This is a genomic window from Acinetobacter sp. TGL-Y2, from assembly GCF_001612555.1.
Classification (GTDB): Bacteria; Pseudomonadota; Gammaproteobacteria; order Pseudomonadales; family Moraxellaceae; genus Acinetobacter.
This window is the reverse complement of sequence record NZ_CP015110.1, coordinates 1,865,260-1,882,341: the sequence shown is the minus strand read 5'-3', so window position 1 is coordinate 1,882,341 and position 17,082 is coordinate 1,865,260. Positions and strand designations below refer to the sequence as shown.

The following is a 17,082-nucleotide window of genomic DNA, read 5'->3' as shown; positions in this document are numbered from 1 at the left end:
ATTCTATTCCTTAAATGTATTCATTGAAATCATCAATGGCAAACCTAATTTGCTCAGTAAAGCTGTTCTAGAATCGGGATTTTTTTTGGTTTCAGTTTTTAATAGTTTTTTAAATGTCGAATTGAAATTTGATCGTGGGTAATGTGAGAGTACCTCATCTTTAAATGCTATGGATAAATGACCAAGATCAGTTCCAATCACATCACATGAGGTTGCTTTTTGAAGTAGTAAGACTTCTTTAGATAAATTTTGATTATTTTTGTCTAAATGACCATTCATATGTAAGCAGATCGCATTAGAAATATTGTCTATTTTATCTTTAGGATAATGATGTTTCACACATAAGCTTTCTGAGCGTAAGGAGCTTTCAAAAGTAAAGCATTGACAAGAGTAGTGTTCTAAATGCTCAATTAGACTCAGGTCATGCATCAAACTCGCGATCAATAAGCTTTCTTCATCAAATTGCCAATCTTGAATTTGTGCAATGGCAACACCCCAAATATAACTACGCCATGAGTGATGAATGATTGCTTGATTCTGTGTATTTTCCAGTTCAAAAATTGCTTCTTTAACAATAGAAGTATCGGGGATTTGAATATTCTTAAGTTCAAAGTGTTGTGAGTTTTTGGACTGCCTTATAAATGTTTTACTGTAATTCAAAGTCGCAGGAACTAAAACCTGTTTAATGAGCTGAGTTTTCTCTTTGAAGTTCAGCTTGCCCTCACTTAATGTCATCCATTCACGTGATCCTATCATGACGCATTGTTCCTATTATTGAAATTAGAGTAAATACTCTAAAATAATTATGCGTATATTTTTATCAATTACAAGTGAGAAAATAGAATGAGCAATAAAGGAACTTAAACCTGAGCAAAACAGTTCAGAAATTCAAAACTTCCTGTCATACTTCTCAACATTGTTAGAAACACTCAAAACAGAGGTAAACATCGTGATTTCAGTAGGTATTGTGGGTGGTACAGGTTATACAGGCGTTGAATTGTTACGTCTTTTACTACGACACCCAAACGTACAGGTAAAAGTACTGACTTCACGTACTGAAAATGGTCGCCGTGTCGATGATATGTTCCCAAATCTACGTGGACATACAGACCTTTGCTATTCAGATCTAAATATTGAAGCGCTTAAACAATGCGATGTCGTATTCTTTGCGACCCCCCATGGCGTAGCAATGAAACATGCCGAAGAATTGGTGGCTGCAAATACCAAAGTTATAGACTTAGCCGCAGATTTTCGTTTACAAGATTTAGAACAATTTGAAAAATGGTACGGCATGCAACATGCGTGTCCAGAATTGTTAAAAGATTCTGTTTACGGTTTATCAGAACTCAATCGTGAAAAAATTAAAAATGCCCAAGTGATTGGTAATCCAGGTTGCTATCCAACCACAGTTCAGCTTGGTCTAGCACCGTTGTTTAAACACACTGACGCTTTAGTGAAACCTGAAAGCATTATTATTGATGCAAAGTCAGGTGTATCAGGCGCAGGACGTAAAGCAAGCTTAGGTATGATCTATTCTGAAAATGCTGATAACTTTAAAGCCTACGGCGTGGCTGGACATCGTCATCAGCCTGAAATTGTGGAAGCCTTAGAAAATATTTCGGGTTTGAAAGATGTGTTTGATCACATTGTCTTTGTACCGCATCTGGTACCGATGATTCGTGGTATGCTCAGCACGATTTATGTGGATTTGACTGATGCAGGCGATGCTTTAGATTTACAAGCATTGTATGAGCAATTCTATGCCAATGAAACGTTTGTCGATGTGATGCCAGCGAACAGTTCACCTGAAACGCGCTCAGTACGCGGTGCCAACCAACTGCGTATTGCATTGTATAAACCCCAACCGAAAAAGTTGGTGGTTTTGTCTGTACAAGACAACCTGGTCAAAGGTGCAGCGGGGCAAGCAGTACAAAATATGAACTTGATGTTTGGCTTTGCAGAAGATGCAGGCTTACAAAACATCGGATTATTACCATAAGAAACCGTTTTCAACTTCACACACATTTAACTTTAGCGTTAAATGTGTGTCTTGATACTAATAATATTTAGAGATTACGATGCCGAACACAGAAATTCATAGCTTACCTCAGCCTACAAAGAAGACCAAAACATCTTTATTTAAAGGAAACACACCACTTTTGGTGGGTGGAGTTGTACTGTGTGCAGGCAGTATGCTGTTAGGTTATACCGTAGGTCATCGTCAAGGACTCACCGTTGTGGGTTATGATGCCGATGCGGAGCAACTGGTTGAAGTGGTTGAAAAGCAGAAAAATGATCTAAGTGTATTGAATAAAAGCTTAAATACGGCTGTTCAAGAACGTGATGTTGCAGTGACCAACTCTAATGATATGTATGCTGCGCTGAATCAGGCCAAAGCAGATAAAGTTCAAATTCAAGGCATGAGCGCGATTTATCGTGAAGTGCTGCGTCAACGTGGTGGTTTGAGTTTAACCGTGCAAAACTTGGGCGTGACCTCATTGCCTGAAAATGCCTATGAATATCAAATTGATTTGGTTCAGGTGAGCCCAAACAAGCGCCGTGCTTCAGGTGAAATTGAGTTAAGACTGATTCAAGGCACCGAAGTTTTGGTTGTGCCTATTGCGGAAAATGATTTTAATTTTGAAGATTATCAACGCCTAACGGGTCGCTGGACCATGCCTAAAGGCTTTAGCCCGCAGTTCATCGAGGTTCGTGTGAAAGGTTCCACACCTGTCACCAAGCGTTTTAGCTGGCAACGTGGGCAAGCAGTTGAAACCACATCAGCACTTGCAGCCGAAATTCCACAAGCTGCTGCTAACTCCCAATAATTGTAGATTTAGAGAATTATGCGAAGTAATAAGCGTCAAGCCTGTTTAAAAGATATTAAATTATCATTTGATCAGTCAGGTTATATAGATTGGCATTTTAATCCTCGTTTAGGCGACTCGCACAATGGTGATGCTGATCATGATCAAGAAGGCGATATTGCCGTCGAGACAGCACCACCGCAATTTAAGAAACCACCTTTATATAATGTGGTTTTGTTGAATGACGATTACACACCCATGGATTTTGTAATTGAAGTTTTACAACAATACTTCGCATTGAACCTTGACCAAGCCACTGAAGTAATGCTAACAGTACATTATGAAGGTAAAGGTATTGCTGGCGTCTATCCAAGAGACATTGCAGAAACAAAAGCAAACCAAGTCAATAATTACGCTCGATCTCAAAGCCATCCATTGCTTTGTCAGATTGAGCCACAAGAATAAGGGGGATCTCATGCTCAGTCGTCAATTAGAAGTTTCATTACGTTTGGCTGTTAGCATGGCTCGTCAAAAGAGACATGAGTTTCTGACCGTAGAACATTTATTATTGGCTTTGTTAGACAATGATTCGGCAGTCAATGCTTTAAAAGCATGTGGCGCAGAAATTGTGAGCTTACGTAAAGAATTAGAAGAATATGTAGAGCAGCATACGCCTAAGCTGGGTGAAAACAGTGAGCAAGCACCTCATCCAACAGAAAGTTTTGATCGTATTTTACAGCGCGCTATTTTCCATGTGCAATCAAGCGGTGGAGACCGTACCGTTGAAGGTGCAGACGTCTTGGTTGCAATGTACTCTGAGCGTGACTCTTTCGCAGTTTACTTGCTTAAACGCCATCAAATTAATCGTTTAACTTTGACGCAGTACCTAGCACATGGTGGTCGTAAAGAAGAAATCCAAGTTGAAGAAGAGTCTGAAGACTTAGATGGTGAAACAGGCGCATCTGCAAATGCAGGACCGCTTGAGCTTTACACCGTTAACTTGAATGCAGAAGCGCAAAAAGGCAAAACGGATCCACTGATTGGTCGTGAAAAAGAAATTGAGCGTACTGCACAAATTCTTTGCCGTCGACGCAAAAATAACCCGCTATTGGTCGGTGATCCAGGCGTGGGTAAAACCTCAATTGCTGAAGGCTTGGCTTGGTTAATTGTCAATGGTAAAGCACCGAAACCACTTGAAAATGCTGAAGTCTACAGTTTAGACATTGGTTCATTGGTTGCCGGCACTAAATACCGCGGTGATTTTGAAAAGCGTTTGAAACAGCTCTTAAACGCAATGAAGAAAAAACCTGAAGCGATTTTATTTATTGATGAAATTCATATGATCATTGGTGCAGGTTCAAGTATGGGCAGCACCATGGATGCATCGAACCTGATCAAGCCTGCATTAGCCAATGGAAGTTTGCGCTGCATCGGTTCAACCACTTTTCAAGAATATCGTCAAGTATTTGAAAAAGATCATGCTTTATCACGTCGCTTCCAAAAAGTTGATGTGAATGAGCCGTCTATTTCAGAAACTATTGATATTTTACGTGGTTTAAAATCTAAATTTGAAGAATTTCATCATGTTCAGTATGAAGATCAAGCGCTAGTTTCAGCTGTTGAGCTTTCGGCTAAGTTTATTAATGATCGTTTTTTGCCAGATAAAGCGATTGATGTAATTGATGAAGCAGGTGCACAGCGCCGCCTTAAAGCTGAGCAAGATAATTCAGTGATTACTGTTGAAAACGTTGAAGATATCGTGTCTAAAATTGCACGGATTCCACCGAAAACGGTGTCTAAAGATGACAAATCTGTGCTTGAATTCCTTGAGCGTGATTTAAAACGTGTGGTCTTTGGTCAAGATGAAGCCATTACGGCGCTTGCATCTGCGATTAAACTTTCACGCGCAGGTTTAAAAGCACCCGATAAGCCAGTCGGTAACTTTGTATTTGCAGGTCCTACAGGTGTGGGTAAAACCGAAGTCACCAAGCAGTTGTCTAAGTTGCTTGGGGTGGAGCTGGTTCGTTTTGATATGTCTGAATATATGGAACGCCATGCGGTGTCACGTTTAATTGGTGCGCCTCCGGGTTATGTGGGTTATGACCAAGGTGGATTGCTGACAGACGCGATTCATAAAAATCCGCACTGCGTGTTGTTATTGGACGAAATTGAAAAAGCACATCCAGATGTCTTTAATTTGTTACTGCAAGTCATGGATCATGGTGCTTTAACCGACAACAACGGACGTAAATCAGATTTTCGTAATGTGATTATTGTGCTCACCACCAATATTGGTGCTGAAAGTATTTCACGCACCAGCATTGGTTTCACTGAGCAAGACAATAGTAATGACAACCAAGAAGCAATGAAGCGTGCATTCTCACCTGAATTCCGTAACCGTTTAGACGGTGTGATTCAATTTAAAGCATTACCTTCGACGGTGATTGAGTCTGTGGTAGATAAATTCCTGACAGAATTGCAGGCGCAATTGGATGATAAAAAAGTGGTACTTGAAGTGGATCAAAGTGCCCGTGATTGGATGATCGAACACGGCTATGATCGCTTAATGGGTGCACGTCCGATGCAGCGTCTGATCCAAGAACATTTGAAAAAACCGCTTGCCGAAATGATCTTATTTGGTGAGTTGGCTGAGCATGGCGGGAATGTTGCAGTCACTGCTAAAAAGGAAAATGGCAAAGCAGTGGGTCTAAATTTAGAAGTATTTGAAGATCAAGCTGCAGAACCTGCTTAAACCTTAAATGTTAAATAAAAACCCGTGCTTGCACGGGTTTTTATTTACTTTACACATAAAATATATATGACTTGCATCCGTCGTCACCACATTTGAGAAGCGCTATGGATATTCAAATCACAAAAGTATTCAGTACAGTGGCTTTGTTTTTGATCACCGCACTTATGGAAATTTTGGGGTGTTATTTTCCTTATCTGATTTTAAATCAGCAGAAGTCGCAGTGGCTTTGGATTCCTACAGTACTGGCTTTGGCTGTTTTTGTTTGGCTGTTGACGCTTCATCCTGCTGCATCAGGTCGTATCTATGCAGCCTATGGTGGCGTTTATATTTTTTCAGCGCTGCTTTGGCTTCGTTTCGTAGATCGAGTGTATTTAAGTCCTTGGGATATTTTAGGCGGGAGTGTGGTTTTGCTGGGCGCAGCCATTATCATTCTTCAGCCACAGGGTTTAGTGCGTTAAATACCACTGTAAATAGAGTATTTGATTAAATGAGCACTGGGTCAATGTACTCTGGCTTATTTTCAGGTTCTTTTTTTGTCAAGAAATGAAAATGGATAAAAATTTAAGGCGTATAATTGTGTGACATTTAGTCTTTTAAATGAACATAAAAGGCGATTTTGATCTTTTTGGTTGCGTTTTAAATGGATTGAAAATTGATAAAAATAGAGTTTAAAACGATATTGTGCACTGGGTCATACTTTGGTCATGCGATAAACACGTTTTAAAATTCATCATGAGAAAGACGGTAAGCAGGCTAGATGAGTGAAAATTTAGCCAAGCATTCAATAGGTTGCACAATTATACAAGGATGGACTTTCTATGAGCCAAACCTATACCAAACAAGAAAAGGCCAGTCGTATTAAGGGAATTGTAGGCGCAGCCTCCGGTAACCTTGTGGAATGGTTTGACTTTTATATTTATGCCGTTTTCGCTGTGTACTTTACCAAAGCCTTAACCGCACCAGATATGGACCCCTCAACGCAGTCGATTTATGTCTGGGGTGTATTTGCTGCCAGTTTCTTTATGCGTCCCATCGGAAGTTGGTTGTTTGGACGTATCGCGGATAAACATGGTCGTAAAAAATCGATGGTGATCTCGATTTGCCTCATGGCAGTAAGCTCGTTCTTATTTGCGATGCTACCCACTTATGAACAAGTAGGCATGGCAGCGCCATTCTTGTTGTTAATGGTGCGCTTGCTGCAAGGTTTATCTGTAGGCGGTGAGTATGGCGCTGTTGCAACCTATATGAGTGAATTGGGTCTTAAAGGTCAACGTGGATTTTTCTCATCTTTTCAGTATGTAACCCTAACAGGTGGTCAGTTGCTTGCCAGTTTACTGGGTGTGTTATTCCTGACTTTTATGAGCGAACAGCAACTTCTTGATGGTGGATGGCGTATTCCATTTGTGATTGGTGGTGTTGCTGCGATTTTATCTTTACTGGCGCGTAGTCGTTTAGAAGAAACACTTTCTGTAGATGAAAGTGATAAAGAAGAATCAGGTAGCTTAAAAGAATTGTTTAAAAACCACTGGAGAACCTTCCTTTTAGTCGTGGGTTATACTTCTGCAGGCTCACTGAGCTTCTATGTCATTACGGTTTATTCAAAAACTTATTTAACCAATATTGGTATCGATGCAAAAACGGTGGGTCTGATTATGACCGGCTGTATTTTTGTACTGATGGTGGCACAGCCATTCTTTGGTATATTGTCCGATAAAATTGGTCGTCGAAATTCAATGCTATTGTTTAGCGGATTGATGGCGATCTTTATTTATCCCGTTATGGCGATTGGTATGCGTCATTTTAGTTATTCGCCATTCATGGTGGCAGCCTTACTCATTTTCCTGATGCTACTGTTGAGCTTCTATACTTCCATCAGTGGGATTGTTAAAGCTGAAATGTTCCCAACACATGTACGTGCTTTAGGTGTGGGCTTCTCCTATGCCGTGGGTAATGCAATTTTTGGTGGATCTGCGCCTTCCGTTGCCTTGCAGTTTAAATCTGCAGGTATCGAAAACAGCTTCTTTGCGTATGTGATCGTCATGCTCGTGATCTGTTTCTTGTGTAGTTTAAAGCTACCCAAAGAGCCGAAGTACTTAAAAGAAGAGCATTAATCAAAGAATCGTAAACAGAGAATCATGTAACTAAACTGAAGTTTAGTTTTAATAAAAGCCTGCACGCTGGTGTGGGCTTTTTTAATGGGATTTTTTGTGGTTTGAATATAGTGTTATGCAATGAATATTTCGACTAAATGAATATTATTCAAGCCAAAAAAAAGCACCCGAAGGTGCTTTAATCTTGCAAAAAAAATGGACGCTAAGCAATTAATCTTTTTTTAAATTTTCATTGATTAAGAATTCAACCAACGCTTTTTGCGCATGTAAACGGTTTTCTGCTTCATCCCAGACCACGGCATTTTTATGATCCAGCATATGTTCAGAAATTTCTTCACCACGGTGTGCAGGTAAGCAGTGCATGAACAAGCAGTCTGGATGTGCCAAATCCATTAAGCGCTCATTCACTTGATAATCAGCAAATGCAGCTTCACGGATTTTTTGCTCTTCTTCTTGCCCCATGCTCGCCCAGACATCAGTCACGATCATATCGGCATTTACCGCAGCATCTTCAGCAGAGCTGACCAATTCTGCACAATGTGCAAATTCAGACATAAACTCAGCTTTTGGCTCGTAGCCTTTAGGTGCGGCAATTTTCAGCTTAAAGCCCCACATGTGCGCAGCTTCAATATATGAATTACACATATTGTTGCCGTCACCAATCCAAGCCACGGTTTTACCTTGAATCGAACCGCGATGCTCAACGTAGGTTTGTACGTCTGCCAGTAACTGACATGGGTGATGATCATCCGTTAACGCGTTAATCACAGGCACTTTAGAATATTCGGCAAAACGTGTCACAATGTCATGACCGAAGGTGCGAATCATCACGATATCAAGCATGCTTGAGATTACACGTGCTGAATCCTCAATTGGTTCGCCGCGACCCAATTGGGTATCGCGTGAAGATAGAAAAATTGCACTACCACCGAACTGGCTCATACCAGCTTCGAATGAAACGCGGGTACGTGTACTCGATTTTTCGAAAATCATTCCCATTACTTTACCAACGAAAGGTTGGTAGACGTCATTGCGATGTTGCATGCGTTTTAATTCAATTGCACGCTCAATGATGCGGTTTAATTCTGCAGTAGAAAGGTCACGTAAAGTAAGAAAATGTCGTAGAGCCATGGTTACTCCACAATCATTGCTAGGCCAATAGCGTATTGAACCAGAATAGATTGTTGGTTGGTGAGAAAAACAGAGAATCAACTAATATACTATAAGTACATATAATTGCAAAAAAACTAGACTTTTTGATGGCCGTCTAAGAAGCGATCAACAGAATATGCAATGTAATTGATGTTTTCTTGATCAGATTCGCTAATAGGAATCCCCATTAAAATACACCATTCTAAATTTCTTAAAATACCGAAATAAAGCTGTGCAGAAAATAACGGATTTTCACATTTTAAAACGCCTTTTTGATCGGCTTTTTCTAAGGCATGAGCAATATCAAGTTGAACCTGTTTCGGTCCTTTTTCATGAATATAAAGCGCAAGTTCTGGATTGCGCTGGGCTTGTTCAAAGACCAAACGCATAAATGCAGTGTTATCGGGCTTTTTAATGAAATTATAAAAATTGAGCAAGGTGTTGATCAGATAGTTTCGGAAGTTATCTACTTCAGGGTCAAACGGAATGCATACATTCTTAAAGCACAATTCACGGCGATAATCACAAATAGCCGTAAATAAGCCATCTTTATTGCCAAAATATTTATAAATAGAGGCTTTCGAGCCGCCCGCATGATTGACAATATCATCCAGTGAAACGGCATCATAGCCACGTTCAAGGAATAAATCATTGGCACTCAATAAAAGCGCTAAACAGCGTTCATGACCACGTTTGGTGTGTGGTAAATCTCGAGTTAGGGGTTCTAATTGAGCTAAATCATTCATATTGTATAAAATCGACCAAAAATAAAATTTATCTCGCCATCATAGCAAATTTATGTACAGATTACTGTGCCGAAAAAAACCGTAACAATGCTGCATTTTAGAAAAAATGAATGGATATTCACTTTTATGTGGCTAAAGTTTTAGAGCAAAAGCACTATAAAGTCATTTCAGAAAAGCAAATTCTCGATATACTCAAACTTCGATAATTATAGTAAATACTGTGGAAAGGGATATGACAGAACAAACGTCTGCAGGCTTAAAATTTAGACAAGCATTAGAAATTGAAAAGCCACTACAAATTATAGGTACAGTGAATGCCTATGCCGCGATGATGGCAAAACAAGTCGGTTACAAAGCCATTTATTTATCGGGTGCTGGCGTTGCAAACTATTCTTACGGTTTGCCAGATTTGGGTATGACCAGCTTAGACAATGTCTTGGAAGATGTTCGTCGTATTACTGAGCGTGTAGACACGCCTTTACTGGTCGATATCGATACAGGCTGGGGCGGTGCATTTAACATTGCCCGTAGCGTTAAGCAAATGATTGCAGCCGGCGCAGCAGCAGTTCATATTGAAGATCAAGTGGCACAAAAGCGCTGTGGTCACCGTCCAAATAAAGAAATTGTGACCCAGCAAGAAATGGTGGATCGGATTAAAGCCGCTGTTGATGCCAAAACTGATGCAAACTTTGTGGTCATGGCGCGTACAGATGCCTTACAAAAAGAAGGCTTAAATGCCGTGATCGATCGTGCCTGTGCATGCGTCGAGGCGGGTGCCGATGCGATCTTCGCTGAAGCAATGACCGACATTACCATGTATAAAACAGTATGTGATGCTGTAGGCGTTCCCGTCCTTGCCAATATTACTGAGTTTGGCGATACCCCGTACTACACCAAAGATGAGCTAGGTGAGCAAGGTATTGCGATGGTGCTATACCCATTGTCACCAACACGTGCGATGCAAAAGGCTGCACTAGAAGTTATGCACGCGATTCGGGGTGAAGGTACGCAAGTGAACGTACTGGACAAAATGCAACAACGAAAAGAACTCTACGAATTTTTGGATTACCACACTTTTGAAAATACTTTAGATAAATTGTTCACTCAGGAGAAATAAAAAAATGGCTGAAGGAAAAGTACTGACTGGCGCAGGACTGCGCGGACAAGTGGCAGGCAAAACCTCACTCTCTACTGTTGGTAAAAGTGGTGCAGGTCTAACCTATCGTGGTTATGACGTGAAAGACTTGGCCGAGAACTGCCAATTTGAAGAAGTCGCTTATCTGATTTTCTTTGGTGAACTGCCCACTGCTGAGCAACTTGCAACGTATAAAGCAAAATTAAAATCATTGCGCCAGCTTCCTCAAGCACTTAAAGAGGTTCTTGAGCGTATTCCTGCAGATTCGCACCCGATGGATGTGATGCGTACAGGCGTTTCTATGTTGGGTAACTTGGAAACTGAATCCTCCTTTGATGCACAGCAAGATGTTGCAGATCGTATTTTAGCAACATTGCCTGCAATCATTTGCTATTGGTATCGTTTTAGCCATGATGGCGTACGTGTAGAAGAAAACACCGATGATGATTCAATTGGTGCACAGTTCCTACATTTACTGCGTGGTGAAAAACCAAATGAATTGCATGAGCAAGTGATGAACGTTTCACTTATTTTATATGCAGAGCATGAGTTCAATGCCTCAACCTTCACAGCACGTGTATGTGCATCGACATTATCCGATATGCATTCATGTATTACTGGTGCCATTGGTTCGCTTCGTGGTCCACTGCATGGGGGGGCAAATGAAGCTGCAATGGAAATGATTGAAAACTGGACGTCTCCTGAAGAAGCTGAACGTGAAATGCTGGGTAAGCTTGAGCGTAAAGAAAAAATCATGGGCTTTGGTCATGCGATTTATAAAGACAATGATCCACGTAATGACATCATCAAAATTTGGTCTGAAAAGTTAGCCAAAGATGTGGGGGATACGGTACTTTATCCAGTCTCTGTACGCTGTGAAGAAGTGATGTGGCGTGAGAAGAAACTGTTCTGTAATGCTGATTTCTTCCATGCTTCGGCGTATCACTTTATGGATATCGCAACCAAACTGTTTACCCCAATCTTTGTAATGTCGCGTGTAACAGGTTGGGCGGCACATGTGATGGAGCAACGTGCAGATAACCGTATTATTCGCCCAAGTGCTGATTATACAGGTCCTGAACTTCGTAAAGTTGTGCCGATTGCAGAGCGAAGTGCAGCTTAATTAAAAAGATCTATATATTGTTATGGTTGTAACTGTAATGAAAAACAAAAGCCTTGATTGAGGCTTTTGTTTTATCTATTTATTTTAGGTATTTATCTTTACGTAATTATCTTTTTATTTTAGGTATTTATCTTTACGTAATTATCTTTATCTACTGATCAATGATGATTCTATTTTTTGGGTATAAGTAAAACTGGCTCTTCAGTGTTATATCCACCTTCCTCGGGGAAAGCCATATAAGTGACAGTTGCAATTTGTTGGCGCTGATGAGGAATACTGTACGCCTGATTTACTCTGATCTTGGGGGTGTAACTTATAGCTTCTTGTTTGTGACTTTGATGTGTGGGATTGTAAAGTTGATACCTAAAGCGATACTGCACGATTTTACTTAATTCACTAAAAATAGACGGCACATGCTTTTGAGATTTTTGACTTAAATCCAATTTGATTTGCTCGGATTTAATTTTGACGAGCGGTTTAAGCCGTTTTTTGATTTTGCTGAGCTGTTGATTAAACTGAGCATCATCCTGATCGTAATCGATCTTTCTTGTTTTAGGGTTGATGTATAGCGAATTAACTCTAATCATCTGAGGTTTAAGTGTGGATTGTGTTGAAAATTGATAATAATACAGCTGTGGAAGCCGTCCACGGCCATCTTCGAAATGCCTTAATACATAGAGTTTTTGATCTTTAGGTTCATAACCCAAGAATTCTAAATGCTGTCCACCACCGACAGTCGCATATGCGGATAGCGGAATAAAAAGTGGGGTTGTATATAACGTAAAAGCGAATAATCTTGAGGTTATTTTCATAAATCAACTCAATGATGGTTTATCTATGAATAACCGATTATTCGCTGAATTCAATGTGCATTTGGTTAAACACACATTGAATAAAAAATGGATTATTCGCTGAGGGAGCTGATGATTTCTTCTTCCTCTTCATCCACCGTGTCCATACCCAGCTCTTTCAGTTTACGGGTCAGGGTATTTCGTCCCCAACCTAAAAGTTCGGCGGCATGGCGTTTACGACCGCGGGTTTGTTGCAGTGCAGCATTGATTAAAGTGCGCTCAAACATTGGGGTTGCGATATCAAGCAACTTCATTTCACCATTTTTAAGTTTCTGAATTGCCCATTGGTTGAGCAATTCATCCCAATGTTGAATCGAGACACGTTCTGCGCCTTGGTGCGGATGATTGGGATCATCCGATTTTTGAATTGGAAGTTGTTTTAACTCAGACGGTAAATCTTCTGGATAAACTTCGCGACCTGTAATCATCACCGTTAGCCAGCGACAGGTATTTTCAAGCTGACGCACATTGCCTTGCCATGGCAACTGCTGCATATAAGCAATGGTTTCAGAGCGCAGAATTTTTGGGCTTACACCAAGCTCTTTGCCCGCACGTGCTAGAAAATGTTGCGCCAACATTGGAATATCTTCTGAACGATGTGCAAGTTTTGGAATATGAATCCGAATGACATTAAGGCGATGATATAGATCTTCACGGAAGCGTGCGTCTTGTACCAATTTCTCTAAGTCTTGATGAGTGGCTGCCACAATACGTACATCGACACGTACTGGAATATGACCACCTACACGATAAAACTCACCATCTGCCAGTACACGGAGTAAACGGGTTTGCGTTTCAAATGGCATGTCACCAATTTCATCTAAAAACAACGTCCCGCCATTGGCTTGTTCAAAACGACCTTGACGTTGGGTGTTTGCACCCGTAAATGCACCTTTCTCATGTCCAAAAAGCTCTGTTTCGATTAGATCTTTGGGAATCGCTGCCATATTAAGCGCAATAAAGGGTTTGCTGCCACGCGGGGAGTGGCGATGTAATGCATGTGCAACCAGTTCTTTACCCGTACCCGATTCGCCGTTAATTAAAACCGTGATATGCGATTGAGACAAACGACCAATGGCGCGGAATACTTCCTGCATGGCAGGGGATTCACCAATAATTTCGGTGGTTTGAATCGGTTTGACTGACTTGGCTGACTCTTGTTGTTGTAGTTTATTGATGTGCATGATGGCGCGATTGACCAGTGCAAGCGCTTCATCAATATCAAAAGGTTTTGGTAAGTACTCAAAAGCACCGGTTTGATAACTCGACACCGCAGACTCTAAATCGGAATGCGCCGTCATAATAATTACAGGTAGATCAGGGTGACTCCCTTTGACTTTGGCTAAAAAAGCCAAACCATCAATACCGGGCATACGAATATCAGTCAAAATGACGTCAGGCGTATCATCCGCAAGTTGATCTAAAGCGGATTGTGCCTCTTCAAAGCTTGTGACTTCGAAGCCTTCTTCTTTGAATGTTTTTTCCAGCACCCAGCGCATGGCACGATCATCATCAATGACCCAAATTTTATTTCGCGACATGGTTTAACTCCCAAGGTATATAAAGGCTAAATATTGTTTTTCCTGGAATAGATTGGCACTCAATCATTCCGTTGTGTTGGTGCATAATGTTTTGCGCAATACTGAGTCCCAAACCTGTACCTTTGGCACGGCCTGTGACCAGCGGGTAAAACACGGACTCTAAAATATCTTCTGGCACGCCTGGACCATTGTCCTGAATGTCTATGCGCACAGTAGATCTGTGTAAAACACCATTAATGGTGACCAAGCGTTGAATCCGGGTTCTTAAAATCAGTTCAGGCTGCTGATCTGTGAAAAATTCTTTATTTTCAGTCATGGCTTGCACAGCATTGACGCTGATATTGAGCATGACCTGTATCAATTGATCACGATCTGCTTTCACTTCAGGTAAAGACAGATCGTAATCTCGGGTAATGATAATTTTCTTTTTGGTTTGATTGACAATCAGTGATCGGACACGTTCCAAAGGGTCATGCACATTGACAGGCTCGTAACTTGGAAGTTGACGCGAGCCCAGCATGGTATCCGCAAGATTACGTAAGCGATCAACTTCACTAATAATAATATCGGTAAATTCGGCGTATTTAGGGTCATTTAAACTACGTGCTAAAAGTTGAGTGGCACCGCGTATTCCACCAAGTGGATTTTTAATTTCATGCGCCACGCCTCGGATCAGTTGGCGTGCGACTTGATGTTGTTGAGTGAGATTTTCTTCTTTTGATATTTTCAGCATTCGATCAATCGGATTGAGTTCAATCAGCAACAAGGGGTGATAGGGTTTGCCAGTATTAAGCTGGACCACCGAATAATCTACATGCACATCTTTAAAGTTCACAATAATGGTAGCTTCACGACGGGTATAGGCTTGTCCTGTTTTTAAGCTATTGAAGAGTGCTTCTTCGGTATTGAATACATCTCCAGGGGATTGCAGGATGTTCAGTACAGTTTGTCCAGACGCGCGTAATAAACTGATATCGAACAACGTCTCACAAGAAGAGTTGAGATAAAAAATATTTAAATCGCGATCTACCAAAAGAATTGCAGTGCTTAAGTTGTCTACCAGTACTCGATAGTCAATCATGGGGTGTTGATCCATTAACTCAATAATCCTGTCTTAAAATAGCGCAATTGATTTCAAATCTAATGCTATTACTGCTCATAAAGAGGGAGTGCACAATGATTAACGTCCCTAAATAAAGCAAGATACACGCCAACTTTATAATTTTATCTTCACTTGACCGATAAAAATCATCTTTTGAGTTGAGTGGTTGGCTTAAATTTAAAATTGAAGGGCTATTGGATAGGCTTTACCTTATCACCGTTCCAAAATGGTGCAATATTAATATTTTGTCAAATTTGTGGATATATTTTGGTGCGTTATACAAAGAGTGATGTTTTCAACTGTTTTTATGAAACGAAAAGTCATACAATACGCGGATTATAGTGGAGTGCAGATTCATGAAATCCCCCAAAGTCGGTTTTGTTTCTTTAGGTTGTCCTAAGGCATTGGTAGATTCCGAGCGAATCCTTACTCAGTTAAAGACTGAAGGTTATGATGTGGCGTCAGACTATGACGGTGCTGATTTAGTTGTAGTAAATACCTGTGGTTTTATTGAATCTGCAGTACAAGAATCTTTAGACGCGATTGGCGAAGCCATGAGTGCAAACGGTCGTGTGATTGTGACCGGCTGTTTGGGTAAAGATGAAGCCAAAATTCGTGCAATGCATCCGAATGTTTTAAAAGTCACTGGTGCAGCAGCATACCAAGATGTGATGGAAGCGGTTCATGAATATGTACCTGCGCCGCCAAAGCATAACCCTTATATTGACCTTGTTCCTGAACAGGGTATTCGTTTGACCCCAAAACATTATGCTTACCTTAAAATATCAGAAGGCTGCAACCATCGTTGTACCTTCTGTATTATTCCAAGCATGCGTGGTGACTTGGTTTCACGTCCAGTAGGATCGGTATTGTCTGAAGCACAAGCATTGAAAAATGCCGGTGTGAAAGAAGTTTTGGTGATCTCGCAAGATACATCAGCATATGGTCTAGACACCAAATACAAACTGGATTTTTGGAATGGTCAGCCGGTTAAAACCAAATTCTTTGACATGTGTGAAGCACTCGGTCAACTCGGTATTTGGGTGCGTCTACATTATGTTTATCCTTATCCACATGTGGATGCGGTGATTGATTTAATGGCGCAAGGTAAAATTTTACCGTATTTAGACATTCCTTTTCAGCATGCCAGTCCACGCATCCTAACGTTGATGAAGCGACCAGCACATAGCGAAAATACCCTCGATCGTTTAAAAGTTTGGCGTGAAAAATGTCCTGACTTGGTTTTGCGTTCGACTTTTGTGGTCGGTTTCCCAGGTGAAACGGAAGAAGATTTCCAAATTTTACTTGAGTGGCTTAAGGAAGCGCAATTGGATCGTGTCGGCTGTTTCACCTATTCTCCAGTAGAAGGTGCAACCGCCAATGATTTGCCAGATCATGTGCCAGAAGAGATTAAGCAAGATCGTTACGAGCGTTTCATGCAAGTCCAGCAAGAAATATCTGCTACTAAATTAAAGCAACGTATTGGTCGCACCATGACCGTGTTGGTGGATGATTTGGATGAAGAGTTTCCCGTTGCCATTGCAAGATCTTATGCTGATGCACCTGAAATTGATGGTAATGTCTTCGTTGAAGATATAGATAAGAGCGTGATCAAAGCAGGTGATTTGCTTGAAGTTGAAATTACTGATGCAGACGAATACGACCTCTTCGCGAAATTGATCCAAATTAAATCCGCTTAATGAATTGCTGTGATTGTATATAAAAACGTATGTGCAGATATTAAAGATATTGGAGTTTAAGT

At 40.8% G+C, this 17,082-nt stretch carries 15 protein-coding genes; 9 read left to right on the top strand and 6 right to left on the bottom strand.

Going from position 1 to position 17,082, the window contains the following annotated elements; translation table 11 throughout:
* Positions 1–3: 3 nt before the first annotated feature.
* On the bottom strand, positions 4–756 hold the full coding sequence (locus AMD27_RS08980) for a hypothetical protein (protein WP_067659252.1): 753 nt from the start codon (positions 754–756) through the stop codon (positions 4–6).
* A gap of 193 nt (positions 757–949) precedes the next feature.
* Between AMD27_RS08980 and argC the strand changes: the two genes are divergently transcribed.
* The 6 genes from argC (at position 950) to AMD27_RS08950 (ending at position 7,670) form a co-directional block, all read left to right on the top strand.
* Positions 950–1,999: an N-acetyl-gamma-glutamyl-phosphate reductase gene (gene argC / locus AMD27_RS08975; RefSeq protein WP_067662927.1), complete on the top strand. Its 1,050-nt coding sequence runs from the start codon at positions 950–952 to the stop codon at positions 1,997–1,999.
* 79 nt (positions 2,000–2,078) lie between these two features.
* A complete protein-coding gene (locus AMD27_RS08970; protein WP_067659249.1) occupies positions 2,079–2,828 on the top strand; it encodes a DUF6776 family protein in 750 nt (249 codons plus the stop codon).
* A gap of 18 nt (positions 2,829–2,846) precedes the next feature.
* Positions 2,847–3,272 (top strand): ATP-dependent Clp protease adapter ClpS, encoded by a 426-nt coding sequence (gene clpS, locus AMD27_RS08965; RefSeq protein ID WP_067659246.1) that lies wholly within the window; start codon positions 2,847–2,849, stop codon positions 3,270–3,272.
* Positions 3,273–3,282: 10 nt separating this feature from the next.
* The gene (clpA, locus tag AMD27_RS08960; protein ID WP_067659243.1) at positions 3,283–5,559 is read left to right on the top strand and encodes an ATP-dependent Clp protease ATP-binding subunit ClpA; all 2,277 of its coding nucleotides are present in this window, start codon (positions 3,283–3,285) and stop codon (positions 5,557–5,559) included.
* A gap of 104 nt (positions 5,560–5,663) precedes the next feature.
* The gene (locus tag AMD27_RS08955; RefSeq protein WP_067659240.1) at positions 5,664–6,017 is read left to right on the top strand and encodes a YnfA family protein; all 354 of its coding nucleotides are present in this window, start codon (positions 5,664–5,666) and stop codon (positions 6,015–6,017) included.
* Positions 6,018–6,377: 360 nt separating this feature from the next.
* Entirely contained in the window at positions 6,378–7,670 is a 1,293-nt protein-coding gene (locus tag AMD27_RS08950) for an MFS transporter (protein ID WP_067659237.1), read from the top strand.
* Between the two features lie 210 nt (positions 7,671–7,880).
* Here AMD27_RS08950 and argF read toward each other — a convergent pair whose 3' ends face one another.
* Together argF and AMD27_RS08940 are read right to left on the bottom strand one after the other, a co-directional pair.
* Positions 7,881–8,801 carry an ornithine carbamoyltransferase gene (gene argF, locus AMD27_RS08945; protein ID WP_067659234.1) on the bottom strand — a complete coding sequence of 307 codons (921 nt, stop codon included), beginning with the start codon at positions 8,799–8,801 and terminating at the stop codon, positions 7,881–7,883.
* Positions 8,802–8,917: 116 nt separating this feature from the next.
* Positions 8,918–9,568: a TetR/AcrR family transcriptional regulator gene (locus AMD27_RS08940; RefSeq protein ID WP_067659231.1), complete on the bottom strand. Its 651-nt coding sequence runs from the start codon at positions 9,566–9,568 to the stop codon at positions 8,918–8,920.
* A 232-nt stretch (positions 9,569–9,800) separates the two neighbouring features.
* Here AMD27_RS08940 and prpB point away from each other — a divergent pair, with 232 nt between their 5' ends.
* Complete coding sequence (prpB, locus tag AMD27_RS08935; protein WP_067659228.1) at positions 9,801–10,685, top strand: methylisocitrate lyase; 885 nt, start codon at positions 9,801–9,803, stop codon at positions 10,683–10,685.
* 4 nt (positions 10,686–10,689) lie between these two features.
* Positions 10,690–11,826, top strand: a complete 1,137-nt coding sequence (prpC, locus tag AMD27_RS08930; RefSeq protein ID WP_067659224.1) for a 2-methylcitrate synthase — start codon at positions 10,690–10,692, stop codon at positions 11,824–11,826.
* Between the two features lie 170 nt (positions 11,827–11,996).
* Here prpC and AMD27_RS08925 read toward each other — a convergent pair whose 3' ends face one another.
* From AMD27_RS08925 to glnL, 3 genes are all read right to left on the bottom strand, one after another.
* Positions 11,997–12,638, bottom strand: a complete 642-nt coding sequence (locus AMD27_RS08925; protein WP_067659221.1) for a hypothetical protein — start codon at positions 12,636–12,638, stop codon at positions 11,997–11,999.
* Between the two features lie 92 nt (positions 12,639–12,730).
* Complete coding sequence (glnG, locus tag AMD27_RS08920; protein ID WP_067659218.1) at positions 12,731–14,218, bottom strand: nitrogen regulation protein NR(I); 1,488 nt, start codon at positions 14,216–14,218, stop codon at positions 12,731–12,733.
* Positions 14,205–15,314 (bottom strand): nitrogen regulation protein NR(II), encoded by a 1,110-nt coding sequence (glnL, locus tag AMD27_RS08915; RefSeq protein WP_067659214.1) that lies wholly within the window; start codon positions 15,312–15,314, stop codon positions 14,205–14,207. Before glnL ends, glnG begins: the two co-directional genes overlap by 14 nt.
* 362 nt (positions 15,315–15,676) lie before the next feature.
* Between glnL and rimO the strand changes: the two genes are divergently transcribed.
* On the top strand, positions 15,677–17,020 hold the full coding sequence (gene rimO / locus AMD27_RS08910; protein ID WP_067659211.1) for a 30S ribosomal protein S12 methylthiotransferase RimO: 1,344 nt from the start codon (positions 15,677–15,679) through the stop codon (positions 17,018–17,020).
* Positions 17,021–17,082: the final 62 nt, after the last annotated feature.

Excerpts from the sequence above, each read along its gene's own strand:
- AMD27_RS08980 (WP_067659252.1), bottom strand. The coding sequence starts at position 756 with ATGATAGGATCACGTGAATGGATGACATTAAGTGAGGGCAAGCTGAAC.
- AMD27_RS08970 (WP_067659249.1), top strand. The coding sequence starts at position 2,079 with ATGCCGAACACAGAAATTCATAGCTTACCTCAGCCTACAAAGAAGACC.
- clpS (WP_067659246.1), top strand. The coding sequence starts at position 2,847 with ATGCGAAGTAATAAGCGTCAAGCCTGTTTAAAAGATATTAAATTATCA.
- clpA (WP_067659243.1), top strand. The coding sequence starts at position 3,283 with ATGCTCAGTCGTCAATTAGAAGTTTCATTACGTTTGGCTGTTAGCATG.
- AMD27_RS08955 (WP_067659240.1), top strand. The coding sequence starts at position 5,664 with ATGGATATTCAAATCACAAAAGTATTCAGTACAGTGGCTTTGTTTTTG.
- AMD27_RS08950 (WP_067659237.1), top strand. The coding sequence starts at position 6,378 with ATGAGCCAAACCTATACCAAACAAGAAAAGGCCAGTCGTATTAAGGGA.
- argF (WP_067659234.1), bottom strand. The coding sequence starts at position 8,801 with ATGGCTCTACGACATTTTCTTACTTTACGTGACCTTTCTACTGCAGAA.
- AMD27_RS08940 (WP_067659231.1), bottom strand. The coding sequence starts at position 9,568 with ATGAATGATTTAGCTCAATTAGAACCCCTAACTCGAGATTTACCACAC.
- prpB (WP_067659228.1), top strand. The coding sequence starts at position 9,801 with ATGACAGAACAAACGTCTGCAGGCTTAAAATTTAGACAAGCATTAGAA.
- prpC (WP_067659224.1), top strand. The coding sequence starts at position 10,690 with ATGGCTGAAGGAAAAGTACTGACTGGCGCAGGACTGCGCGGACAAGTG.
- AMD27_RS08925 (WP_067659221.1), bottom strand. The coding sequence starts at position 12,638 with ATGAAAATAACCTCAAGATTATTCGCTTTTACGTTATATACAACCCCA.
- glnG (WP_067659218.1), bottom strand. The coding sequence starts at position 14,218 with ATGTCGCGAAATAAAATTTGGGTCATTGATGATGATCGTGCCATGCGC.
- glnL (WP_067659214.1), bottom strand. The coding sequence starts at position 15,314 with ATGGATCAACACCCCATGATTGACTATCGAGTACTGGTAGACAACTTA.
- rimO (WP_067659211.1), top strand. The coding sequence starts at position 15,677 with ATGAAATCCCCCAAAGTCGGTTTTGTTTCTTTAGGTTGTCCTAAGGCA.